This is a genomic window from Allofournierella sp. CML151, assembly GCF_027853465.1.
In the GTDB taxonomy this organism is placed as follows: Bacteria; Bacillota; Clostridia; order Oscillospirales; family Ruminococcaceae; genus Allofournierella.
This window is the reverse complement of record NZ_JAPNNW010000024.1, coordinates 1-24,428: the sequence shown is the minus strand read 5'-3', so window position 1 is coordinate 24,428 and position 24,428 is coordinate 1. Positions and strand designations below refer to the sequence as shown.

Sequence of the window (24,428 nt, the reverse complement as noted above, 5' to 3'; positions counted from 1 at the left end):
CTTTCTGTGTGGCGCCGGAGTGGAGCGGCTCAGCTGAGCCGCCCGTGCTCCACGCTGTAGGTGGTGTCGGCAATGCGCATGGTGGATGCCCGGTGGCTGACCAGCACCACCGTCTTGCCCTTGCGCTGGCGGTGCAGGCTTTGCAGGATCACCGCTTCGTTCAGGCTGTCCAGGTTACTGGTTGGCTCATCCAGCAGGATGAGGGGCGCATCGTGCAGGAAGGCCCGGGCGATGCCCAGCCGCTGCCGCTCGCCGCCGGAGAGGGTGTCGCCCAGCTCGCCCACGTTGGTGTCGTAGCCGTTGGGCAGGCTCATGATGAAGTCGTGCACCGAGGCCTTTTTGCAGGCCTCCACCACCTCTTCATGGGTGGCGTCGGGCTTGGCCAGCTTCACGTTCTCCTCAATGCTGTCGTGGAACAGGTAGGTTTCCTGGGTCACGTAGCTCTGCAGGTTGCGCAGGCTGGCGGTGCGGATGTTTTTCACGTTTTCGCCGGAAATGGCAACCTGGCCGTCGCCCACGTCCCAGAAGCGCATGAGCAGCTTGAGCAGGGTGGACTTGCCACTGCCGCTGCGGCCGGTGATGCCGATGATTTTGTTTTCCGGCAGGGTCAGGCTCACATTCTTCAGAATCGGCTCGGCCTCGTAGGTGAAGCTCACATTGTCGCAGGCCGCGCCGGTGAAGGGGATGGTGCGCCCGGTGGTGTTTTCCGCCACCACCGGCTCCTCGTCCAGAATGTCCAGCACCCGGTTGGCGGCGGCAAAGGTCTGCTGCAGGGTGCTGCCCAGATTGGCCAGCGCCACCACCGGCCCGAAGGAGCTGAGAATGGCGATCAGAGGAATCAGCACCCCGTCAAAGCCAATCAGACCATTGGTGTAGAGCAGGCTGCCCGCCGCCAGCATGGCCAGCGAAAACAGCCAGATCAGCGCGCCGGTGCAGGCAGTGGCGGTGCCCAGCGCGGTTTTCATCTTTTTCTCAGTGGCCAGCAGGCTGCCGGTGCGCGCATCCAGCTCGTCCAGACGGCGCTGGCCCGCGTCGTACTGCAGCAGCTCGCCCAGGCCGCGCAGGCTGTCCAGCACAAAGGCGCTCAGCGCACCGGCCTGAGTACGGTATTCCAGACCCCGGCTGCCGCCGAAGCGGGCGGCCAGCACCGGCACCACCACGCCCACGGCGAAAAAGCCCAGAGCGGCGACAAGACCCAGCAGCCAGTGATAACTGCCGATGAAAACGGTCATGATCACCGACATGATGGCCGCGATGGCGATGGGGGAGAGGGTGTGGGCGTAAAAGACCTCCAGCAGCTCGATGTCCGAGGTGATCACCGCGATCAGATCACCCTTGTCCCGGCCGTCCAGCTTGGCGGGGGCCAGGCGGCGCAGCGCGCCGAAAACCTTGTCCCGGATGAGGGCCAGCAGCTTGAAGGCAATGTAGTGGTTGCAGGCCTGCTCGGCGTAGCGCAGCACGCCGCGGGCCAGAGCGAATACGCCCATGCAGGTGAACAGCACGCCCAGGGCGGGCAGGCCGGTGCCGCCCAGCGCCTTCACGATGGCGAAGCCGCCGAAGATGGGGATGAACTGGGCGCACAGAAAGCCCGCCACGCCCATGGCGATGGCAAGGGCCATGAAGCCCATCAGCGGCTTGACCAGCCCCACGAGCCGGAGTATTACCGCCAGATCAGAACGTTTTTTCATGCAAGAGCCTCCTGTTGGGTGTCGGGGGTGTAGTGTTCCAGCGCCTGCTGACTGTTCCACAGCCGCTGATAGCAGGGGCTGGCGGCCAGCAGCTGGGCATGAGTGCCGCAGCCTGCCACCCGGCCCTCCTCCAGCGCGTAGATGCGCTGTGCGCCGGTCACGTTGGCCAGCCGGTGGGAGATGAGCAGCACCGCCTTGGTCTCGGCCAGCCGGTGCACCAGGGCCATGATTTGATTTTCACTCTCCACGTCGATGTTGGAGGTGGCTTCGTCCAGAATATAGATGGGGCTGTCGTGCAGAAGGGCACGGGCCAGGGCAAGCCGCTGGCACTGACCGCCGGAGAAGTTGGCGCCCTTTTCGGCCACCGGGGTCTCCAGCCCCTGTTCGCTGCGCAGGAAATCCGCCAGCTTCACCTGCTCCAGCGCCTGCCACAGGGCTTCGTCGCTGGCATCGGGCTTCGCCATGCGCAGGTTTTCGGCCACGGTGCCCTTGAACAGCCGGGCGGCAAAGCCCACGGTGGTGATCTGCTTCATCCGGCTTTCCAGGCTGATCTCGCTCAGGGGCTGACCACCCACTGTGATGCTGCCCGCATAGCCCTCCAGCCGGCCGGCCAGCAGGCCCGCCAGGGTGGACTTGCCGCAGCCGGATTCGCCCACCAGGGCCACCAGGCCGGTGCGGGGCAACTCCAGATCCACGCCCTTCAGAATGGGGCGCTCGGCATCGTAGGCAAAGCGCACATCCTCACAGCGCAGGGTGCAGTCGGCGGGGTCGATCACGCCGGTTTTGGCCTGGGGCTCCGGCAGATCCAGCAGCTTGAAGATCTTCTCGGAGGCGGCCATGCCGTTCATGGCAATGTGGAAGTAGGAGCCCAGCAGACGCATGGGCAGAAAGAAGTCCGCCGAGAGCATGATGATGGCAAAGCAGCCGAACAGGCCGATCTGTCCGGCGGCGAACTGCCGGGCGGCCACGATGATGCCCAGCGCCGCACCGCCGTAGGCCACCAGATCCATGATGGTGATGGAGTTCAGCTGCATGGTGAGCACCTTCATGGTGATGCGCCGGAAGCGCTCGGCCTCCTCGTTCATCCGCCGGTGGCGCTCCTCGTCCGCCTGATAGATTTTCAGGGTGGTCAGGCCCTGCAGGTTTTCCAGAAAGCTGTCGCCCAGGGCTGTGTACTGACCCCAGTAGCGGGCCAGCAGCTTTTTGGCAAAGGTCTGCACCAGCGCAATGGAAACCGGAATCAGCGGCACGCAGATCAGCAGCACAACCGCCGCCGAAAGGCTGATAGGGGCCAGCACGCAGAACAATGTCAGTGGGGCCAGCAGGCTGTAGAAGAACTGGGGCAGATATGCGCCGAAGTAGCTTTCCAGCTGCTCGGCGCCCTCCACCGTCACCTGCACCACTTCGGAGGTGGAGACCCGGCTGGAATAGCCCGGCCCCAGCCGCAAAAGCTTTTCCAGAATGGTGCGGCGCAGTGCCTGCTTTGCGCTGCGGCTGGCCCGGTAGGAGCAGACCGCCGCCTGCCTTGCGCAGACAAAGCGGACCGCCGCGGCCGCTGCCGCCACCAGCAGGGTGGCCGCCAGCGAGGCGGGCTGCCCGGCCAGCAGCCGGGAAAGATACCGGGCGATGGTGAGCAGCATGGCGATGTTCGCCGCAAGCGCCGCCCACTGGAACGCCACGTTTTTTGCAATGTGCTGTTTGGAATCGCTGACCATCCCGATCAGCCGTTTGTTGATCATCAAGGCAGTGTGTCCTCCTGGTGATAGTGGTCACGCGGCGGTTAGCCGCGACTGTATGTGGTTAGTTTAAACTGCATTTGGTTAGCTTTGACTAACAAACGCCTGATTCTTTTTACCATACCCGGAGCAAAATGTCAAGATAACAAGCAAAAAAATGCAAGATAATAAAGTTTTGCTCAGAAAAAAGCAAAAAAGATGCGCCCCAAACGGGACGCATCCAAAAGCGTTATTTATATTGTTTGCGCAGGGTGAAGCCGCGGCCGTGCACCTCGTTCACCGAGTCGATGATGATGAAGGCCTGGGGGTCCACCTCCTGCACCAGATGGTTCAGCTTGGCCAGCTCCCGGTTGGTGATGACGGTGAGCACCATGTCCCACTCGTTGCGGGCGTAGCCGGTCTGGGCGTGCAGCAGGGTGCAGCCCCGGTCCAGTACCTTCAGAATCAGCTGGCGAATCTCGTTGCTCTTTTCGCTGAGGATCTTCACCTGGATCTTGGAGTGGCCCATCAGCACCACCTTGTCCAGCACGATGGTGTAGAGCAGCACCAGCAGGATGCCGTAGAGAATCTGCTCCCGGTTCTCGGCGAAGAACATCTGCCCGATGAGGATGGCAAAGTCCAGCCCGTACATGACCACCGAGATGGGCACACCCCAGAACTTGTTGGCCACAATGGGCGGAATGTCCATACCGCCACTGGAAGCGCCCGCGCCGATCACCAGGCCGATGGCCGCACCGATCATCACACCGGCGAACACGGTGGCCAGCATGGGGTCGCGGGTCATGTCGCCGATGCCGGGAATCCAGCTGAATAGCTCCAGAAAGATGGGGTAGCAGAAGGTGGACACCGCCGTGTTGAAGGCAAACCAGCGGCCCATGACCGCCGCGCCCAGAATGAACATAATCACGTTGGAGATCATCACGAAGGTGGAGATGGAAATGCCCAGCCAGTGCTGGCCGATCAGGGCCAGGCCGGTGGTACCGCCGGTAATCAGCCCGCAGGGGAGCACAAACATGTCCACCGCCAGGGCGTAAAGGGCGTTGCCCGCCAGCACCAGCAGCAGGTTCCTCAGCCTGCGCGGCACCTTAAACTGTTTCATCCAAAACGACCGCCTTTCCCATCGCTCCCAAACGCCTTTGTTCAAAAGGACAGAACGATTTTGCAATATAAATAAAAGTATACAACGCTTTGGCTGCATTGCAAGGGTTTGGGGCAAGGTTCGGCAATTGTGTGCGGTGGGGGCAAATCCATGGCAAAAAGCTTGGTGAAAAGATGCAGAAAATTGCCCCTGTTTTGTGGAAAAAGCGGAAGAATAGTGCGTTTTGCTACCACTTTATTGTGGTATATTGCCAGATTGCGGTGGGGGAGACGGGCGCAAAAAAGCCCCGGCAACCGGCCGGGGCGAAAGGCTGTTTTGCAAGGGAAAGAGGTGCGGGTTCAGGACTCGGCGGGCAGCGGATAGGCCCTTGGCCCGAAGATGGCGGTGCCCACCCGGACCAGGGTGGCGCCCTCCTGGATGGCGGCCTCGAAATCACCGCTCATGCCCATGGACAGAATCTCCATGCGGGTGCGGGTCCAGCTGCGGGCGGCGGCCTCATCAAAGAGCGCGCGCATGGCGGCGAACCAGCGGCGCTGGGCGGCAGGGTCGGTCTCCTTCGGAGGAATACACATCAGGCCCTTGACCAGAATGTTCTCCATCCCGTCCGCCTGGTTTAAAAGTGCGGTCAGCCCCTCGGGGGCAACGCCGCCCTTGCTGGCCTCCGCGCCGATGTTCACCTGCAGCAGCACCGGCTGCACGATGCCCTGGCGGGCGGCCTCCTTCTGGACGGCCAGCAGCAGATGCTCGGAATCCACCGACTCGATCAGATCCGCCGCGCCCACCACCTGGCGCACCTTGTTGGTCTGCAGATGGCCGATGAAATGCAGCGGGGTAGAGCCGTAGGCCCCGGCGGCCCGCTTTTCCACCAGCTCCTGCACCCGGTTTTCGCCGAATACGTCAATGCCTGCGTCCCAGGCGGCGCGCACGGTGTCTGCGGTCTGGGTCTTGCTGGCGGCGCACAGCTGCACCGATTCGGGCGCACGCCCGGCGGCACGGCAGGCTTCCTCCATGCGGCGGCGCACCTGGGCGGTGCGCTGGGCCAGTTGTTCATGCAGTTCGTTCATTGCGGCGGCCTCCTTTACGCTTCGGCGTAGGCAGCCCGGCTGCCGCCAATGTATTTGGGACGGGTGCGGGCGCACACCAGATTGGCCTCGCCGATGCGGCGCAAGCTCAGACGAACCGGTACCGCCACCGCCTTCAGATGCATGCCGATCAGGGTGTCGCCGATGTCCATGCCCGCGTCCGCCCGGATGGCCTCCAGCGCCACCGGATGGGCAAACCGCTGCCAGCAGGTGGTGGCAAAGCTGCCGCCTGCCTTGGGCTGGGGAATCACGTTCACCGGCTCGGCCCCGGCGGGCAGGGCCTCCGCTTCCAGAATGATGGCCCGGTTCAGATGCTCGCAGCACTGGGCGGCCAGAAAGACCCCGGCCTCGCGCAGCACCGGCGCAATGCCCTCATACACGGCCTGAGCGGCCTCCAGGCTGGAGCCGTAGCCAATCTGGCTGCCCACGATCTCGCTGGAGGAGCAGCCCACCACCAGAATGCTGCCCGGCCGCAGCTTGGCGGCGGCCAGCAGCTCCCGAACGGCCTGTGCGCTCTGGGCGCAGATTTCTTCGTAATTCATGCAAACAACACCTCGTATCTGTGGTATTAATTGAAATAAGACGGGCAGCCCGGTGAGTGATGGGCTGCCCGCGGCATGGCCCTGTTCAGGCCTCCTTTTTGTGGCGGTGATAGCATTCCTTGATCCGCTCGAAGCTGATCGGATGCAGGTCGTGCTCCAAACGGCAGGCGTCCTCGCGGGCGATGTCCTCGGGAACGCCCAGGTCGATGAGCACCTGGCTGAGCAGGGTGTGCCGCTCATACACGCTCTCGGCGATGGCGCGGCCCTCGTCGGTCAAGGTGATCAGGCCGATCTCGTCCACATGGATGTAACCGTTTTCCCGCAGCTTTTTCATGGCAGTGGAAACGCTGGGCTTGGAATAGGACATCTCGTTGGCGATGTCGATGGAGCGCACATGGCCCTTCCGGTGCAGAAGCACCAGGATGGTCTCCAGATAATCCTCGGCGGATTCCATGATCTTCATGGCAAAAGCCCCCTTTCCGGGCGAAAATTCTCTTATGGATATCCTACCATAATCCATCCTCTTTTGCAAACCGGGCGCACAAAAGGCCGCCCTCCGTTCCGGGGCTTCCCGGGGCGGAAAAGCGGCCTTGTTTCAGCGCAGCATGGCGCTCTCGTTCACCACCCAGCTGCTGAACAAAAACAGCACATCCTGGTCGGTGAAGGTCACGTATTGAGGCACCAGACCGCTGACCATGTAGCGAAGGTCGATCAGGGTGATGGTGCGGTACTGTTCGCACAGAAGCGGGGCCAGGCTGCTGGCAAAGGAATCCCGGAAGATCACCAGCTCCCGGTCGGTGGCGGCGTTGGGGTTCTCGATGGTCTGCAGCGGGGTGGCCCCGTTCAGAAATACATCGTAGCTGCCCACGCCGCTGAGCTTGGAAACATCGTAAACGGCGGTGGCGTCCGGGTACTGGAAGTTGTCCACCCGGGCGGCTTCGGTGGCCGGGCTGGTCAGATAAACCAGCGTTTCCGGCTCGGCCCCGTCAGGGATGTACTTGCCGTAGCTGCCCACAAAGCCGTCAAACACATTCTGCTCCCAGCCGGAAAGATCCTGGGAAAAGCCCATGGCTTCGCCCAGCGCATTTACCACCGGCTGCAGCTTTTCCTGCCGCCAGTGGGCGTCGGTTTTGTAGTAGTCTGCCAAAGTGAGGCGGTCCGCAAGGCTGACCCAGGTGATGGAATCATCCAGCCCGGCCTGCACCTGGCTGGCCATGGCATCGTAGTCCAGTACCGGCCAGCCCTCGTCCGGCAGGTAGTGGGATTTATCCGGCACGATGGCGCAGTAGACGTTATTCTCCTTGGTGAGCAGGGCGTCGCACAGGCTGTTTACCTTTTTTACAAAGGAATCGGCGCTCTTTTCGTTGCGCTCGCCCAGATACTGCACCCAGTAGCCCTCCTGCTGATACATGCCGTTTTCGTCCGGCTGGCGGTGCTGGGCAGCCAGCGGAAGGGCCAGCACGGCGGCCAGCAGCAGGGCGGCCGCCGCGCAGCTTACCGCAACCGGCTTACAGCGCACCGGAAGCATCCTCGGGCATAGCGGCCACGGGGTCGGAGGTCACGTCGCCGCCCTCGGGCATGGCCATGTCGGCGCCGGTCTCGTCCTTCACAACGGTCACGTTCTCCGCGCCGAACTGAGCGGTGAAGTTGTCCAGAACGGTCTGGGCCAGATCGTTGAAGCTCATGGCCAGCAGCACGGTGTCGCCGGAGTAGGCAACGATGGTGCGCTCGGCGCTTACGCAGATCCACTTGTTGGGGTTGGCATTGGCGGCCACGTCCTCGGCCAGCTGGGCAGCCTCTTCGGCGCTGTTGGCCTTCAGCAGGCAGATGGAGTGGGCCTGGGCGCTCATGGCGGCCTCGGCGCAGATGCCCTCTTTATAGGCGCTCAGGGCAACGCCGGTGTTGTACTCAGAATTCTCCTCGGTGAGGGGAGCGTACTTGCTGCCGTCCTCCTGGGGCATGAGCATGGGCATCTGGTCCTCGGCGATGCCGCTGAACAGAGCGTCCATCACAGCCGTCAGGTCGCTGGTGTCCACAGCGGCAGTGGAGCTGCTCTCGGAGGAGGCAGAGGAGGAAGCGGAAGAGGAAGCCGCGCTGGAGGAGGCGGTGCTGGAGGAGCTGCCGGCGGTGGAACCGCAGGCGGCCAGAGCCAGGGCCAGGGTCAGGGCGGTAAGGGTGATTGCAAGCTTTTTCATAAAAATAACTCCTTTTTCTTTTGCCAACACCGCACAATTTACGCCTAACTGCTCAGGCGGCGTATCGCACCAGAATTTTCCGTGATATTTTTCAAAAATGCTCGCCAATCCACCAAGGATTGGCTGCGCTTTTTGCTTCATCTCACAAAAAATTTCCGGCGCGCTCCACCGTCTGAAATTGTGCGGTGCTGCCTTGTGTTGAACCAATGCAGGCCGCCGGGCCGCCGCACTGCCTAGTATGCCCGGGCGGGGGCGGTTTGTTGCGCCTGCTGCACGGAATACGCACGGGTGGGCCGGATTATTGCACACGGGAAGAAAAAATCCTGCGGCCGCTTTTTCCGACCGGGCATCTATGCTATAATAGAACAATTGTTACTGCTAATGCAATACAAAACCAAAGCAAATAGAAGGGGAGGGCTAGCGCTATGCGTCTGTCGCAGGTGTTCCGGCAAAAAGAATGTGTATTTTCCATCGAGGTGTTTCCACCCAAAAAGAACGGGGCCACACCCGAAAGCCTGTATCCCACGCTGGAGAAGCTGGCCGGCTTCTCGCCGGATTACATCAGCGTGACCTACGGCGCGGGCGGCGGCAAGGCGGGCCTGTCCACCGTGCAGATCGCCAAGCACCTGAAGCAGGAGCTGGGGGTGGAGCCGCTGGCCCATCTGACCGGCATTAACTCCACCTGCGAGCAGGTGGCCGAAACCGTGCAGGCACTGCAGGATGCAGGCGTTGAGAACGTGCTCACCCTGCGGGGCGACATCTGCCCCGACGCTCCCCGCAGCAAGGACTTTTTCCATGCCAGCGACCTGGCCACCTTTGTAAAGAGCAAGGGCGATTTCTACCTGGCGGGTGCCTGCTACCCGGAGGGCCATGTGGAAAGTGAGAACCTGCGCCAGGACGTGGAGAACCTGAAATATAAACTGGACGCAGGGGTGGAGCATCTGGTCACCCAGCTGTTCTTTGACAACGCCCGCTACTATCGCTTTATGAATCTGGTGCGCAAGGCGGGCATCCAGGCCCCGGTGCAGGCGGGCGTCATGCCCATTGTGTCCGCCCGGCAGGTGCAGCGCACCGTGGCCCTGAGCAGTGCCAGCCTGCCGCCCCGGTTCACCAAGATGATCAGCCGGTACGACGGCGACGAGGCCGCCCTGTTCGACGCGGGTATCGACTATGCCATCGAGCAGCTGCGGGACCTGATCGAGGGCGGCGCGGACGGCGTGCACCTGTACGCCATGAACAACCCCGAGGTGGCACGCCGGGTGTATGAGGGCATCCGGGACCTGCTGCCGGAGGCAAAGGCGTGATCCGGCCGCTGCCCCCGGCGCTGGACCGGGCCGAAGCGCTGCGGTACCTGGGCGGCGCGGGCAAAGAGGTTCCCCCGGCGGTGGATGCTCTGTTGGACAAAGCCGTTGCCGAGCTGTGGCGCACCGCCGCGCCCCGGGCTGCTGTGCGCCGGGTGAGCGCGGACAAGCTGGCCCCCCTGCTGGCCGGGCGGGACATTGCCGCCCATCTGAAGGGCTGCGACGAGGGCCTTCTGCTGGCGGTGACCCTGGGCGCCGGGGTGGACAGCGCCCTGCGCCGGGCCATGGCCACCGATATGGCCTACGGCGTGGTTTTAGATGCCGCCGCAAGTACCCTGGTGGAGCAGCTGGCAAACGATCTGGAAAATGAACAGCGGGCGCTGCTGGAGTCTGAGGGACGCTACCTGACCGGCCGGTTTTCCCCCGGCTACGGCGACTGGCCCATCACGGTGCAGCCTGCTTTTGTGCAGTGGCTGGACGCGGGCCGTCAGGCGGGGATCTGCTCCACCGCCAGCTGTGTGCTCACCCCGGGCAAAAGCATCACCGCCCTGTGCGGCGCGGCGGACCACCCGGTGAAGGGAAAGCTGGCGGGCTGCGCCACCTGCGCATTGCGGGATACCTGCACAAAACGAAAGGAGGGCAAACCCTGTGCCCAATAAATTGTTTGACGAGAGCCGCGTCTGGATTCTGGACGGGGCCATGGGAACCATGCTGCAGCAGGCGGGTCTGGCTCCCGGCGAGATCCCGGATGTGTGGAGCGTGACCCATCCGGAGGTGGTGACCGGCATCCACAAGGCCTATCTGGAAGCGGGCTCCAACTTCATCAGCACCAACACCTTCGGAGCCAACGGCAAAAAGCTGGCGGGCTGCGGCTACACGGTGGCCCAAGTGGTCACTGCTGCGGTGCAGTGCGCGAAAAAGGCCGCCGAGGGCACCGATGCGAAAATCCTGCTGGACATCGGCCCTCTGGGCGAGATGCTCCAGCCCATGGGCACCCTGCCCTTCGAGCAGGCCTGTGACCTGTTCAAGGAGGTGGTGGCGGCGGGCGCTGCCGCCGGTGCGGACGCGGTGTACTTCGAGACCATGACCGACCTGCTGGAGGTGAAGGCGGGCATTCTGGCCGCCAAGGAAACCTGCGAGCTGCCGGTGATGGCCTCCATGACCTTTGAGTCCACCGGCCGTACTTTCACCGGCTGCCAGGTGGAAAGCTTCGCGGTGACCGCCCAGGGCCTGGGCGCGGACGCGGTGGGCATCAACTGCTCGCTGGGCCCCGCCGAGATCATGCCTCTGGTGGAGCGGCTCTGCGCCGCCTGCCGTCTGCCGGTGTTTGCAAAGCCCAACGCGGGCCTGCCCGACCCGGCCACCGGCCTGTACGACCTGCACCCGGCGGATTTCCGGGAGCAGATGGACCAGTACAAACGCCTGGGCGTGGCCGCGGTGGGCGGCTGCTGCGGCACCAGCCCGGCCTATCTGAAAGAACTGGCCGAATGCTTTGCGGGCTGTGCCCCCAAACGGGCGGCCTACCAGCCGGAAAGCTGGGTCTGCTCGGCCATGCAGGCGGTGAAGGTGCGCCCCGGCACCGTGATCGGCGAGCGCATCAACCCCACCGGCAAAAAGAAGATGAAGGAAGCTCTGCGGGCCGGTGACATGGACTACCTGCTGGGCCAGGCAGTGGAGCAGGCCCAGGCGGGCGCACAGATTCTGGATGTGAACGTGGGCCTGCCCGAGATTGACGAGGCGGAGATGATGCGCCGGGCGGTAACCGCCATCCAGGGCGTGACTGAGCTGCCCCTGCAGCTGGACTCCACCCGCCCCGAGGTGCTGGAGGCAGGCCTGCGGGTCTACAACGGCAAGCCTATCGTGAACTCGGTGAACGCCGAGCCCGCGGTGCTGGCGGCGGTGCTGCCCCTGTGCAAAAAGTACGGCGCGGCGGTGGTTGGCCTGACCCTCAACGATAGCGGCATCCCCGCCAGGGCGGAGGACCGGGTGGAGATGGCCCGCCGCATCCTGGACGCGGCGCTGGCTGCGGGCATCCCCAAGGAGGATGTGTACATCGACTGCCTGACCCTGACCGCCAGCGCCCAGCAGCAGGACGTGTGGGACACCCTGCGGGCGGTGCGCACCGTAAAGGAGGAGCTGGGTTTGAAGACCGTGCTGGGCGTTTCCAATGTGTCCTTCGGCCTGCCGGTGCGGCCCCAGCTGAATACGGCCTTCCTGGGCATGGCCCTGGCCCACGGGCTGGACCTGCCCATCATGAATCCCAACGAGCCCTCCATGATGGCGGCGGTGCGCTCCTTCCGGGTGTTCACCGCGCAGGACGAGGGCGCGGCGGAGTACATCGCGGCCTACGGCGGCCAGACCGCCGCCCCGGTGCAGACTGCGGCCCAGCCCGGTGCGCCGGTGGACCTGAAGGACGCAGTGGTTCTGGGTCTGAAGGCCCAGGCGGGCGAAGCAGCCCGGCTGGCGCTGGAGACCACCGATCCCCAGGAGCTGGTGAACGGGGTGCTGATCCCGGCGCTGGACCAGGTGGGCGACGCCTTTGAAAAGGGAACTTGTTTCCTGCCCCAGCTGCTGCAGAGCGCGGCGGCGGCCCAGGTTGCTTTTGACGAGGTGAAAACCGCCATCGAAAAGCAGGGCGTTTCCGGCGAAAAGAAGGGCCCCATTGTGGTGGCCACTGTGAAGGGGGACATCCACGATATCGGCAAGAACATCGTAAAGGTGATTCTGGAAAACTACGGCTACCGGGTGATCGACCTGGGCCGGGACGTGCCGCCGGAAGCGGTGGTGGAGGCGGCCAGCCGCCACGGCGCAAAGCTGGTGGGCCTGAGCGCCCTGATGACCACCACCCTGCCCGCCATGCAGCAGACCATCGAGGCGCTGCGCGCGGCCGGAGTGGACTGCAAGATCATGGTGGGCGGCGCGGTGCTCACGCCGGACTACGCTAAAATGATCGGTGCGGATTACTACGTGAAGGATGCCAAATGCTCGGCGGACGTGGCCCGGCAGATTTTTGACTAAGCTTATTGCCACGCACAAAGGAGAATCAAACATGAAAACAGGCAAACAGATCGGCGCGGCTGTGCTGGCTGCGGCTCTTTCCGCCGCCCTGCTTGCGGGCTGCGGCACGGCCCAGAGCAGCGGCAGCAGTACGGCCAGCAGCGCGGCGGCCAGTGCGGCCTCCCAGCAGGCTCAGCCGGGCAGCACCAGCCAGAGCGACGGGGCTTACACCTTCACCGATGCGGTGGGCAACACGGTCACGGTGGAGAGTACCGAACGGGTGGTGGCCACCTACGGCAGCTACGCCGAGACCTGGACCCTGGCGGGCGGTACCCTGGTGGGCGCCACCCAGGATGCCATTGAGGAACGGGGCATGGACCTGGGCGAGGAGGTGGCCATCATTGGCACTGTGAAGGAGCCCAATCTGGAGGAGATCATCGCCGCCGACCCGGACTTCGTGATTATGAACGCGGACACCTCCAGCCAGGTGGACATGGACCAGGCGCTCACCCAGGCGGGCATCACCCATGCCTACTACCGGGTGGATTCCTTTGAGGAATACCTGGATATGCTGGCCCAGCTGTGTCAGTTCACCGGCCGTCAGGACCTGTACGAGCAGAACGGACTGGCAGTCAAAGAACAGATCGATCAGATCCGTGAGCTGGTAAAGGACGAGGAAAGTCCCACGGTATTGCTGCTGCGGGCCTACTCCACCGGTGTGAAGGCCAAGGGCGCCGATAACATGGTGGGCTATATGCTGGAGGACCTGGGTGCGGACAACATGGTTGCCCGGCATGAGTCGCTTCTGGAGGACATCAACCTGGAGGAGATCATCGCCGAGGACCCGGACTACATCTTCATCACCACCATGGGCTCGGAACAGCAGGCCATGGACTACATGGCCCAGAATGTGGAGAACAATCCGGCCTGGCAGCAGCTGACCGCGGTGCAGAACGACCGCTGCCTGACCCTGCCCAAGGACCTGTTCCACTACAAGCCCAATGCACGCTGGGGGGAGAGCTATGAATATCTTGCCAAGATCCTTTACCCGGAGTTTGCCGGCCAGATCGGCTAAAGGCAAGCTGACGGTGCTGGCCGTGCTGGCGGTGGCTGCGGTCGTTGCTGCGGCCATCAGCCTGTGCAGCGGCAGCCAGGCCCTTTCGCTGGGCCAGCTGTGGCAGGTGCTGCGCACCGGCGACACCGGCTCCACCACCTGGCGCATCTTTGTGTATGTGCGCCTGCCCCGTACTTTGGCCTGCATGCTGGCGGGTCTTGCGCTGGCGGTGGCGGGTGCCCTCATTCAAGGGGTGCTGAACAACGCCATGGCCAGCCCCAACGTGATCGGCGTGAACTCCGGTGCAGGCTTTTTCGCCATCGCGGCGGCCACTTTATTGCCCGGCGCGCCGGGAATCATGGCGGCGGCCGCCTTTCTGGGGGCGCTGCTCACCACCCTGTTCATCTACGGCCTGGCGGCAAAGGCGGGGCTTTCCCGGGTGACGCTGGTGCTGGCGGGCATCGCGGTGAGCGGCATCCTCTCCGCCGGAATCGACACCATCACCCTGCTCTATCCGGACCAGGTGGTGGGAGCCACCGGCTTTATGACCGGCAGCTTTTCCGGCGTGGCCCTCAGCTCTCTGTGGCCCGCGGCGGCCTACATCGGCGTGGGCTTTGTGCTGGCACTGTTTCTGGCGGCGGACTTGGACCTTTTGCAGCTGGGGGAGGAGACTGCCTCCTCGCTGGGCATGCGGGTGGGCCTGGTGCGCTTTCTGTGTATTCTGGCCTCCAGCCTGCTGGCAGGCGCGGCGGTGAGCTTTGCGGGCCTGCTGGGCTTCGTGGGCCTGCTGGTGCCCCATGCGGCCCGGCGGCTGGTGGGCGGCGAAAACCGGTTTCTGCTGCCCGCCTCGGCGCTGCTGGGAATGGCCTTTGTGCTGGCGTGCGACAGCCTGGGCCGGGTGCTGTTTGCCCCCTTCGAGCTGCCGGTGGGCATCCTCATGTCCTTCCTGGGCGGGCCGTTTTTCCTGTTTTTGCTGCTGCGTCAGAAAAGGAGCCGGGTCTATGATTGAATTGAAGCACATCACCGCCGGGTATCAGGGCGGCGTGGTCCTGCGGGATGTATCGCTCACCATTCCCGCAGGGCGCATCACCACCCTGATCGGCCCCAACGGCTGCGGCAAGACCACCCTGCTGCGGGTGGCGGCCCGGCAGCTGACTCCTTCCACTGGTCAGGTACTGGCGGCGGGCCGCCCGGCGGAGGATTACGACCGCCGGGAGTTTGCCCGGTTTGCCTCCCTGATGCCCCAGGTGCGGGACGTGCCTGCCATCACGGTGGAAAGCCTGGTGGCCCACGGGCGGTTTCCCTATCTGGGCCTTTCCCGCCGCATGCGCCCGGAGGACCGGCAGAAGGTGGCCGGAGCCATGCAGGCCGCCGGAGTGGAGCAATGGCGCGGGCGGGACCTGCGGGAGCTTTCCGGCGGCGAGCGCCAGCGGGCCTACATCGCCATGGCTCTGGCGCAGGATACCCAGATCATCCTGCTGGACGAGCCCACCACCTATCTGGACCTGGGCGTCCAGTTCGAGATTCTGAGCCTTCTCCAGCGGCTGAACGAGCAGGGAAAGACCATTGTAATGGTGCTGCACGACCTGGCCCAGGCGCTGCGGGTGAGCCATCACATCGCGCTGATGGAAGCCGGGCAGCTGGTGGCCTTTGAAACGCCGGAGCAGATGTTCCGCTCCGGCCGCATCGACCGGGTGTTCGGCGTGCGCGGCCACCGGGATGAAGCGGGGGAATATTATTTTACGCCTGCGCACAAATAAAGCGATTCGGGGCAGCTTTTGTGACTTTGTCAATTGCAAAAGCTGCCCCGAAAGGCGTAATATAGAAATATAAAATTATCAAAGCGCGGTCGGACCGGGGCTTTTGGCTGCCCGCGGGCGGCCGTTTCTTTGCGTAAAAGAGGTTGAAGAAGAATGAAGATCGCGGTTACTTATGAAAACGGCAATGTATTCCAGCACTTTGGCCACACTGAGCAGTTCAAGCTGTATGAGGCCGAGGGCAAGCAGATTACCGGCAGCCAGGTGGTGAGCACCAACAGCCAGGGCCACGGCGCTCTGGCGGGCTTTCTGCAGGCCCAGGGCGTGCAGGTGCTGATCTGCGGCGGCATCGGCGGCGGCGCGCGCCAGGCGCTGGCCCAGGCGGGCATCGCGGTGTACGCGGGCGCGGCGGGCAGCACCGACGCGGCGGTGGAACAGCTGCTGCAGGGCGCTCTGCCCCAGAACGGCGATGTGACCTGCAACCATCATCATGAGGAGGGCGAAGGCCACGACTGCGGCAGCCACGGCGCTTCCCACAGCTGCGGCGGCCATTGCCACAGCTGAGCATACGAACGGCTTGAGAAACAAGGAGGAAGAACAATGAAGGTATTGATTCTGGGCGGCGTTGCCGCCGGTACCAAGGCTGCCGCCAAGATCAAGCGGCAGGACCAGTCCGCGGATGTGACCATTCTGGTCAAGGACCGGGACATCTCCTATGCGGGCTGCGGTCTGCCCTATTATGTGGGCGGCCTGATCGAAACTCGCGACGAGCTGATCGTGAATACTCCCCAGAAATACACCGCCCTCACCGGGGCCAAGGTGCTCACCGGCCGGGAGGCCGTGGGCCTGAACGCGGCCGCCAAGACCGTGACCGCCAAGAACCTGACCAGCGGCGAGACCGAAACCTACGAATACGATTCTCTGATCATCGCCACCGGTGCGTCCAGCGTGATTCCGCCCATTGAGGGCGCAGCCCAGCAGGGCGTGTTCAAGCTGCGCACCCCGGACGACGCCATCGCCCTGCGCGGCTATCTGGAGCAGAACGCCGCCAAGAACGCGGTGGTCATCGGCGGCGGCTTCATCGGCCTGGAGGCAGCGGAGAACCTGCTGGCCCAGGGCCTGAATGTAACCGTGCTGGACGTGGCGGGCCAGATCATGCCCGGCGTGCTGGACGAGGAAATGGCCGGCTTTGCCCGTAAGAAGCTGCAGGCAGCCGGTATCCGGGTGATGACCGGCACCGCGGCCCAGGCCATTCTGGGCGACGGCCGGGTCACCGCCGTCAAGACCGAGGCGGGCACCCTGCCTGCCGACGTGGTGGTGGTGAGCGCGGGCATCCGCCCCAACACTGCCTTCCTGGAGGGCAGCGGCCTGGAGATGGTCAAGGGCACCATCCCGGTGGACGGCCAGCTGCGCACCAACCTGCCGGATGTGTACGCCGCGGGCGATTGCGCCCTGGTGACCAACCGGCTCACCGGCGCGGCCCAGTGGTCGCCCATGGGCTCCTCCGCCAACATGGAGGGCCGCACCCTGGCTCTGGCCCTGACCGGCGAGAACAAGCGTTATCCCGGCGTGCTGGGCACCGGCGTGGTCAAGCTGCCCGGCCTGAACTGCGGCCGCACCGGCCTGACCGAGGCCGCCGCCCGTCAGGCGGGCTATGACGTGGTCACCGCCCTGATGGTCAGCGACGACAAGGCTCACTACTACCCGGATTCCGCCTGGTTTGCCACCAAGCTCATCGCCGACAAGGCCACCCACAAGCTGCTGGGTATCCAGGTGCTGGGCCCCGGCGCGGTGGACAAGATGGTGGATATCGCGGTGACCGGCATCTCCATGGGCGCAGCCCTGGAGGACTTCGACAATCTGGACCTGGCCTATGCGCCGCCCTTCTCCACCGCCATCCATCCCTTTGTGCAGGCGGTGTATCTGCTGGAGAACAAGCTGGAGGGCAAGATCGCCAGCATCACCCCCGCCGAGTATCAGGCGGGCGCGGCCAAGGGCTACCGGGTGGTGGACGCCGCCCCGGCTCCCGCGGTTCACGGCGCCACCTTTGTGCAGCTGGAGACCCTGAACGGTCCGGTGGAAGGTCTGGACAAGGACGACAAGCTGCTGATCGTGTGCAGCAAGGGCAAGCGGGCCTACTTCATGCAGAACCGGCTGCGCAGCTACGGCTACACCAACACCCTGGTGCTGGAGGGCGCTACCTTCTTCAACGACGTGCGGGTGGAGTCTGTGGGCGCGAAGGTGTCTCCCGCTGAGGTCACCCGGGTGAAGGCTCTGGGCTTCTTGTGGGACAAGCGAACCCCGGATAAGTTCAACGGCCGCGTGATCACCCGCAACGGCAAGCTCACCGCTGCCGAGCAGATGGCAGTGGCGCAGGCCGCCGAGAAGTTCGGCAGCGGCGAGGTGACCATGACCAGCCGTCTGACCCTGGAGATTCAGGGTGTGCCCTTTGCCAACATCGAGCCGCTGCGGGAGTACCTGCTGAACGCCGGCCTGGAAATGGGCGGCACCGGCAGCAAGGTGCGCCCGGTGGTTTCCTGCAAGGGCACCACCTGCCAGTACGGCCTGATCGACACCTTCGATCTCTCTCAGGAGATTCACGAGCGGTTCTATAAGGGCTACCACGAGGTCAAGCTGCCCCACAAGTTCAAGATCGCCGTGGGCGGCTGCCCCAACAACTGCGTCAAGCCGGACCTGAACGACCTGGGCGTGATCGGCCAGCGCATTCCCCAGATTCAGCTGGACAAGTGCCGCGGCTGCAAGGTCTGCCAGATCGAGGAAACCTGCCCCATCCACGTGGCAAAGATGGAGAACGGTAAAATCCACATTGACCCCGAGGCCTGCAATCACTGCGGCCGCTGCGTGGGCAAGTGCCCCTTCAAGGCTGTGGAGGACCACATTGACGGTTACCGCATCTACATCGGCGGCCGCTGGGGCAAGAAGGTTGCCCAGGGCCGTTACCTGGACAAGGTCTTCACCGACCGCCAGGAGGTGCTGGATGTGATCGAAAAGGCCATTCTGCTGTTCCGTGAGCAGGGCATCACCGGCGAGCGCTTTGCCGACACCGTGGCCCGCATCGGCTTCGAGGAGGTGCAGCGCCAGCTGCTGGACAGCGGTCTGCTGGCCCGCAAGCAGGAGAATCTGGCCGCCCAGAAGCACATGAAGGGCGGCGCCACCTGCTGACCGGGCAGGGGAGCTTTCCTTCTGAAAATGGATTGAAAAACGGCGCATCCCTTTGCCGGGATGCGCCGTTTTGGTGTAAAAGTTGAAAAAAATGGAGAAAAGTCGCATAAATTTGTGGGATTAACTTGACTTTGAACATTGTTCGCGCGATGATATACGAGTAACATTGTGTCAATTTACTGGCCCAAAGTAACTTGCGGACCGGCCCGATTCCTCCCGTTTGGGTGGCGGGTGGCAAATCAATATAAAGGTGTGTGAATCATGAAACTGTTATCAATCGCAGTGCCCTGCTTCAACTCGCAGGACTACATGCGCCATTGCGTGGATACTCTGCTCACCGGCGGCAATGAGGTGGAGATCCTGATTGTAAACGACGGCTCCAAGGACAATACCGCAGTCATTGCCGACGAATACGAACGGCTGTATCCCGGCATCGTGCGTGCGGTGCACCAGGAGAACGGCGGCCACGGCGCGGCGGTAATGGCCGGGCTGAAGAATGCGAAGGGCCGTTACTTCAAGGTTGTGGACAGCGACGACTGGGTGGATGAAGAGGCCTATGCCAAGATCCTGTGCGCCCTGCGCGGCTTCGTGCAGTCGGAGCAGGAGGTGGACCTGGTGGTGAGCAACTTTGTGTACGACAAGGTGGGCGCCCGCCACAAAAAGGTGATGAGCTACGGCAATGCCCTGCCCGAAGAGCAGGTGATCGGCTGGGATCAGGTGGGCCGCTTCCACAAGGGTCAGTACATCCTGATGCACTCGGTGATCTACCGCACTCAGCTGCTGATCGACAGCGGCCTGGATCTGCCCCGCCACACCTTCTATGTGGATAACCTGTTTGTGTATGTGCCCATGCAGTGCGTGAAGAGTATCTACTACATCAATGTGGACTTCTACCACTACTTCATCGGCCGTGACGATCAGTCGGTGAACGAGAGCGTGATGATCAAGCGCATCGACCAGCAGATCAAGGTGAACAAGCTGATGCTGCAGCAGGTGCGGCTGCAGGGCATCAAAAATGCCCGCCTGCGCCAGTACCTGTACAATTATCTGGAGATCATCACCGTGGTGTCCTCCATTCTGCTGATCCGCAGCGGCACCGCCGAAAACCTGGCCAAGAAGCAGGAGCTGTGGGACCACATCAAGGCCAACGACCCCTGGGCCTACTACCGGCTGCGCCGGGGTATCATGGGCCAGGCCATGAACTGGAACAGCCGTGTGGGCCGCGCCTTCGCGGTGACCGCCTACAAGATCAGCCAGAAGATCTTCGGCTTCAACTGAGCCGTTTTTCAACGCTCTTTCCAAAGCCTCCGAGGTACCGCTTCGGGGGCTTTGCTTTTGCACAAAACACTTTTTTGCGATAGCGGATGAAATTGTCCCGGCAGGGTGGTATAATGGAACAAAAAACGAAACGGGGTGCGCGGCAGATGATGCAACAGACGATTAATGTAATGAAGGAGCGGATACAGACCCGGGGGCTGTATCAGATTGTGAAAGAGGTGAGCAGCTTCCACCGCATCCAGGCCAGCGGCGGCTTCCGGGCTGCGGCCAACTGGTGCTGCGACTGGCTGAACAGCCGGGGCGTGCAGGCCAGGGTGCTCCATTATCCCGCTCCGGCGGGGGGCTATGCGGGCAGCTACCGGCTGTTCCAGGAATGGAACTGCGCCGCGGGCTGGTGCCGCCTGGCCGGGCCGGAGGGCTTTGTGCTGGCGGACTATTCGGTGGAGCCCATCTCGCTGATCCAGAAAAGCTGCGCCTGCGACTGGCGGGAGCAAACGCTGGACCTGGTGGAGATGACCGAGGGCTGCGAGGAAGAAGCCTACGAGGGCTGGGACCTGGAGGGCAAGGTGCTGTTTACCCACCAGCACATCAACAAGTTCAGCTGGGCCATCCAGAAGCGGGGCGTGCTGGGCATTGTTTCGGATTATCTGAACGAAACGCCCCACGTGCGCATCCCGGAGGAGCTGCTGGATGCGCTGAACTACACCTCCTTCTGGTGGGAACATACCCCCGGTGAGCGGCAGGCCTTCGGGTTTGTGGTATCGCCCCGCACCTCGCTGCGGCTGCAGAAGCTGTGCCGCCAGCGGCGGCAGGCCTTTGAAAAAGGGGAGTGCGAAAGCCCCTATCTTGCACTGAACGCCTATGTGGAGGCCACGCTGGAAAACGGTACCAGCGAGGTGGTGGAGGCGGTGCTGCCCGGCGAGAGCGAGGAGAGCGTGCTGGTCTGCGCCCATCTGTGCCACCCCTGCGCCAGTGCCAACGACAACGCCTCCGGTGTGGCCGGAGCCATGACCCTGATGGCAGCCATCCACGCAGCGGTGGAGGCGGGCCAGCTGCCGCCGCTGAAGAAAACCATCCGGATGATTCTGGTGCCCGAGTTCACCGGCACCTACAATTATCTGAACGACGGGCGGGACAAAACCCTTTATACCGCGGGCATCAATCTGGACATGATCGGCGCCAAACAGGAGGACACCACCGGCCCCATCACCGTGACAGGCCTGCCCTTCGCCATGCCAAGCTTTGAGGGGGATCTGGCCACGCTGCTGCTGCAGGAGCTCAAGCAGGAGGTGAACAGCCGGGAGGACCTGCTGCTGCAGAATGTGCGCACCGATGCGGTGCCCTTCGGCCTGGGCAGTGACCACTTCATTCTCAGCGACCCGCAGGTGGGCATCCCCAGCATTATGCTGGGCCAGTGGCCGGACAAATACTACCACACCAGCGCCGACACCATCGAGCGGCTGGATATGAACGTGCTGAAATTCTCCACCCTGCTGGCTGCGGTGTACGTGTATACTCTGTGCGACCTGCATAAGCGGGATGCCCGGCTGATTCTGAACCATCAGTGCACCCGGCTCATGGCCCGGATGGAGGCCATCACCCGGCGGGCCATGCTGGCGCACAGTGACCCCAGGGAGCTGGCAGCCCAGCTGGGCGCATTGAAGGAGTTCTACACCGAAGCCGCCCGGCGGCTGTGCGAGCAGGCGGGGCTGGACCCGGCAAAGCCGCTGGCAAGGCTGAACGCTCTGCTGCCCGGCAGGGTGCAGTGGGCCGAGGAGGGGCCGGTGTACCGCCGCCTCTTCGGCGACCCGCTGGAGTCGCTGGAAAAGCGGATGCTGGACGAGCCGGACAAGCTGGCCCTGGTGCGGGAGTATAACCGCCGCCATGAGGCCGAGCCGGATAAGGAGATGCAGGAGGCGCTGTGCGTCTATTATATTGACGGGGTGCGCAGCTGCGGCCGGGTGGCGGACCAGGTGATCGCCGAGCTGGGCGGCGGAAACAAGGCCATGTTGCTGGAGTACCAGAGGTTGCTGGCCGGGTGCGGTTTGCTGGAAACCGTGCGGTAAACGCTCTGCTCCGTGCGGCGGGCGAGGGGCTCAAACACCCCGCCCGCCGCCGGTTTTTGGGGGCAAAAAATCGGCGTAAAAAAAGTTTGAAATTTTTTAAAAAAGTGGTTGACAATTCGGGAAACTGTCTGTATAATACTAAGAGTCGCCACAAGGCAACGCAAAAGATGGCCCGGTAGTTCAGCTGGTTAGAACGCTAGCCTGTCACGCTAGAGGTCGTGGGTTCGAGCCCCATCCGGGTCGCCATCTTGCTGCTATAGCTCAGTCGGTAGAGCGCATCCTTGGTAAGGATGAGGTCAGCAGTTCAAATCTGCTTAGCAGCTCCATGGTCAAAGCCCTTCAAACAGTTCGTTTGAAGGGCTTTTTTGCTGCCTGCAAAACATGTCGTTGCGCAGTGGGTCCCTTTTGTGTTATACTGTGCTAAAATAAACGCTGCGCAAGCAAACCGGGCGAATCAAGCCCCGCGGGAAAGGGAGACAAGATCACCATGCAAAAGCATCCGTTCGTCAGCCTGGAGCAGGCCCAGAGGATCATCGAGGACGTGCCCACGCCTTTTCATATCTACGACGAAAAGGGCATTCGGGAAAATGCCCGCCGCCTGAACGAGGCCTTTGCCTGGAACGAGGGCTACAAGGAATACTTCGCGGTGAAGGCCACGCCCACCCCGGCGCTGCTGAAAATCCTGCAGGAGGAGGGCTGCGGGGTGGACTGCTCCACCTATACCGAGCTGCTGCTCAGCGAGGCCTGCGGCTTTACCGGCCAGGACGTGATGTTCTCTTCCAATGTGACCCCCGCCCAGGATATGAAAAAGGCCAGCCAGATGGGCGCTTACATCAACCTGGACGACTACACCCATGTGGAATTTCTGGAGCGGGTGGCCGGCGTGCCGGAGACCGTGTTCTGCCGCTACAATCCGGGCGGCGTGTTCAGCATGGGCAACGACATCATGGACAACCCCGGCGAGGCCAAGTACGGCATGACCGAGGAGCAGATGGCCTCCGCCTTTGAAAAGCTGATGAAGAAGGGCGCAAAGCAGTTCGGCATCCATGCCTTCCTGGCCAGCAACACCACCAGCAACGACTATTATCCGGCCCTGGCCGAGATTCTGTTCCGGCTGGCGGTGCGGCTGAACAAGGCCACCGGCGCGAAGATCAAGTTCATCAACCTGTCCGGCGGCGTGGGCGTGGACTACCGCCCCGAGGAGCCCGCCAGCGACATTGCCGCCATCGGTGAGGGCGTGCGCAAAAAGTTCGAGGAGATTCTGGTGCCCGCAGGCATGGGCGATGTGTCCATCTTCACCGAGCTGGGCCGGTTCATGCTGGCCCCCTACGGCCATCTGGTGGCCACTGTGCTCCACGAAAAGCACATCCAGAAGGATTACCTGGGCCTGGATGCCTGCGCCGCCAACCTGATGCGCCCGGCCATGTACGGCGCGTACCATCACATCACCGTGCTGGGCAAGGAAAACGAGCCCTGCGACCATGTGTACGATGTGACCGGCGGTCTGTGCGAGAACAATGACAAGTTCGCCATCAACCGGGCTCTGCCCGAGACCGGCATCGGCGACGTGCTGGTCATTCATGACACCGGCGCCCACGGCTTCTCCATGGGCTACAACTACAATGGCAAGCTGCGCAGCGCCGAGGTGCTGCTGCACGAGGACGGCAGCCATGAGGTAATCCGCCGGGCCGAAACCCCCATGGATTACTTCGCCACACTGGACAACACCCCCTTCTACCAGAAGCTCTGCGAGCTGTGCGAGCAGGACTGACAGTCGGCAAAATGCAATTGACAAGGCTGCTTTTTGGGGGGTATACTTAATGGCGCCCGCCGTGCACTGCGGCGGGAAAACAGCCAACAGCGGGCCCAGCGGCCCCAGCGGAAAGGAAAACGCTTTATGGAAAAACGCATCGCCATCTGCCCCGGCAGCTTTGACCCCATCACCAAGGGCCACTTGGACATCATCCGCCGGGCCTCGAGCCTGTTTGACGAGGTGATCGTGCTGATCCTGGTGAATTACTCCAAGAGCAACACCGCCTTCACCCCCGCCGAGCGGGTGAAGCTGGCCCGCCGCGTCACCAAGGATATGCCCAATGTGCGGGTGGACTTCTTCGGCGGTCTGCTGGCAGATTACGCCTCCCACGTGGGTGCCTGCACCCTCATCAAGGGCCTGCGGGCGGTGAGCGATTTTGAATACGAGTTCCAGATGGCGCTCACCAATAAAAAGCTCTGCCCCACCCTGGAGACCATGTTCATGACCACCGATATCAAGTACATGTATCTTTCCTCCTCCATCGTGCGGGAGGTGGCCACCATGGGCGGCGATATCTCCGAGTTCGTTTGCCCCGAGATCATCGACGACATCCGCCGCCGTCTCGGACCCAAGACCGAAGAGAGCAAGTAAAGAAACACAAAACAGCAGCCCCCTGCACGGCAGGGGGCTGCTGTTT

At 63.0% G+C, this 24,428-nt stretch carries 20 protein-coding genes and 2 tRNA genes; 14 read left to right on the top strand and 8 right to left on the bottom strand.

What is annotated here, in order from left to right:
• Nucleotides 1–29 precede the first annotated feature (29 nt).
• From cydC to PH256_RS13535, 8 genes are all read right to left on the bottom strand, one after another.
• Nucleotides 30–1,688, bottom strand: a complete 1,659-nt coding sequence (cydC, locus tag PH256_RS13570) for a thiol reductant ABC exporter subunit CydC (RefSeq protein ID WP_270914597.1) — start codon at nt 1,686–1,688, stop codon at nt 30–32.
• Nucleotides 1,685–3,427 (bottom strand): ABC transporter ATP-binding protein/permease, encoded by a 1,743-nt coding sequence (locus PH256_RS13565; protein WP_333766443.1) that lies wholly within the window; start codon nt 3,425–3,427, stop codon nt 1,685–1,687. The genes cydC and PH256_RS13565 overlap by 4 nt, the downstream gene beginning before the upstream one ends.
• 226 nt (nt 3,428–3,653) lie before the next feature.
• Nucleotides 3,654–4,523: a YitT family protein gene (locus PH256_RS13560; RefSeq protein ID WP_087184459.1), complete on the bottom strand. Its 870-nt coding sequence runs from the start codon at nt 4,521–4,523 to the stop codon at nt 3,654–3,656.
• A gap of 338 nt (nt 4,524–4,861) precedes the next feature.
• Nucleotides 4,862–5,587 carry a YggS family pyridoxal phosphate-dependent enzyme gene (locus tag PH256_RS13555; RefSeq protein WP_270914595.1) on the bottom strand — a complete coding sequence of 242 codons (726 nt, stop codon included), beginning with the start codon at nt 5,585–5,587 and terminating at the stop codon, nt 4,862–4,864.
• 14 nt (nt 5,588–5,601) lie between these two features.
• A complete protein-coding gene (locus PH256_RS13550) occupies nt 5,602–6,147 on the bottom strand; it encodes a TIGR01440 family protein (protein ID WP_270914594.1) in 546 nt (181 codons plus the stop codon).
• A gap of 85 nt (nt 6,148–6,232) precedes the next feature.
• Nucleotides 6,233–6,610, bottom strand: coding sequence for a metal-dependent transcriptional regulator (locus PH256_RS13545; protein WP_087182009.1), 378 nt, complete (start codon nt 6,608–6,610; stop codon nt 6,233–6,235).
• Nucleotides 6,611–6,742: 132 nt separating this feature from the next.
• Entirely contained in the window at nt 6,743–7,666 is a 924-nt protein-coding gene (locus PH256_RS13540) for a DHHW family protein (protein ID WP_270914593.1), read from the bottom strand.
• Nucleotides 7,656–8,342 carry a hypothetical protein gene (locus tag PH256_RS13535; protein ID WP_270914592.1) on the bottom strand — a complete coding sequence of 229 codons (687 nt, stop codon included), beginning with the start codon at nt 8,340–8,342 and terminating at the stop codon, nt 7,656–7,658. Before PH256_RS13535 ends, PH256_RS13540 begins: the two co-directional genes overlap by 11 nt.
• 425 nt (nt 8,343–8,767) lie before the next feature.
• Here PH256_RS13535 and PH256_RS13530 point away from each other — a divergent pair, with 425 nt between their 5' ends.
• From PH256_RS13530 to coaD, 14 genes are all read left to right on the top strand, one after another.
• A complete protein-coding gene (locus PH256_RS13530; RefSeq protein ID WP_270914591.1) occupies nt 8,768–9,646 on the top strand; it encodes a methylenetetrahydrofolate reductase in 879 nt (292 codons plus the stop codon).
• Nucleotides 9,643–10,302, top strand: a complete 660-nt coding sequence (locus PH256_RS13525) for a hypothetical protein (protein ID WP_087184453.1) — start codon at nt 9,643–9,645, stop codon at nt 10,300–10,302. The genes PH256_RS13530 and PH256_RS13525 overlap by 4 nt, the downstream gene beginning before the upstream one ends.
• Nucleotides 10,292–12,661, top strand: coding sequence for a homocysteine S-methyltransferase family protein (locus PH256_RS13520; RefSeq protein WP_270914590.1), 2,370 nt, complete (start codon nt 10,292–10,294; stop codon nt 12,659–12,661). The genes PH256_RS13525 and PH256_RS13520 overlap by 11 nt, the downstream gene beginning before the upstream one ends.
• Nucleotides 12,662–12,692: 31 nt before the next feature.
• Nucleotides 12,693–13,715 carry an ABC transporter substrate-binding protein gene (locus PH256_RS13515; protein WP_270914589.1) on the top strand — a complete coding sequence of 341 codons (1,023 nt, stop codon included), beginning with the start codon at nt 12,693–12,695 and terminating at the stop codon, nt 13,713–13,715.
• Nucleotides 13,696–14,703 (top strand): FecCD family ABC transporter permease, encoded by a 1,008-nt coding sequence (locus PH256_RS13510; RefSeq protein WP_270914588.1) that lies wholly within the window; start codon nt 13,696–13,698, stop codon nt 14,701–14,703. Before PH256_RS13515 ends, PH256_RS13510 begins: the two co-directional genes overlap by 20 nt.
• Nucleotides 14,696–15,454 carry an ABC transporter ATP-binding protein gene (locus tag PH256_RS13505; RefSeq protein WP_270914587.1) on the top strand — a complete coding sequence of 253 codons (759 nt, stop codon included), beginning with the start codon at nt 14,696–14,698 and terminating at the stop codon, nt 15,452–15,454. The genes PH256_RS13510 and PH256_RS13505 overlap by 8 nt, the downstream gene beginning before the upstream one ends.
• A gap of 153 nt (nt 15,455–15,607) precedes the next feature.
• Entirely contained in the window at nt 15,608–16,015 is a 408-nt protein-coding gene (locus tag PH256_RS13500) for a NifB/NifX family molybdenum-iron cluster-binding protein (RefSeq protein ID WP_270914586.1), read from the top strand.
• A 36-nt stretch (nt 16,016–16,051) separates the two neighbouring features.
• Nucleotides 16,052–18,634: an FAD-dependent oxidoreductase gene (locus PH256_RS13495; RefSeq protein ID WP_270914585.1), complete on the top strand. Its 2,583-nt coding sequence runs from the start codon at nt 16,052–16,054 to the stop codon at nt 18,632–18,634.
• A 261-nt stretch (nt 18,635–18,895) separates the two neighbouring features.
• Complete coding sequence (locus PH256_RS13490; protein ID WP_270914584.1) at nt 18,896–19,912, top strand: glycosyltransferase family 2 protein; 1,017 nt, start codon at nt 18,896–18,898, stop codon at nt 19,910–19,912.
• 146 nt (nt 19,913–20,058) lie between these two features.
• On the top strand, nt 20,059–21,978 hold the full coding sequence (locus PH256_RS13485) for a DUF4910 domain-containing protein (RefSeq protein ID WP_270914583.1): 1,920 nt from the start codon (nt 20,059–20,061) through the stop codon (nt 21,976–21,978).
• A 169-nt stretch (nt 21,979–22,147) separates the two neighbouring features.
• Nucleotides 22,148–22,224: transfer RNA gene (locus PH256_RS13480), tRNA-Asp, on the top strand.
• 4 nt (nt 22,225–22,228) lie between these two features.
• Nucleotides 22,229–22,304 (top strand) — tRNA-Thr (locus PH256_RS13475).
• A 161-nt stretch (nt 22,305–22,465) separates the two neighbouring features.
• Nucleotides 22,466–23,749: a diaminopimelate decarboxylase gene (locus PH256_RS13470; RefSeq protein WP_270914582.1), complete on the top strand. Its 1,284-nt coding sequence runs from the start codon at nt 22,466–22,468 to the stop codon at nt 23,747–23,749.
• A 126-nt stretch (nt 23,750–23,875) separates the two neighbouring features.
• The gene (gene coaD / locus PH256_RS13465) at nt 23,876–24,382 is read left to right on the top strand and encodes a pantetheine-phosphate adenylyltransferase (protein WP_087184444.1); all 507 of its coding nucleotides are present in this window, start codon (nt 23,876–23,878) and stop codon (nt 24,380–24,382) included.
• Nucleotides 24,383–24,428 lie beyond the last annotated feature (46 nt).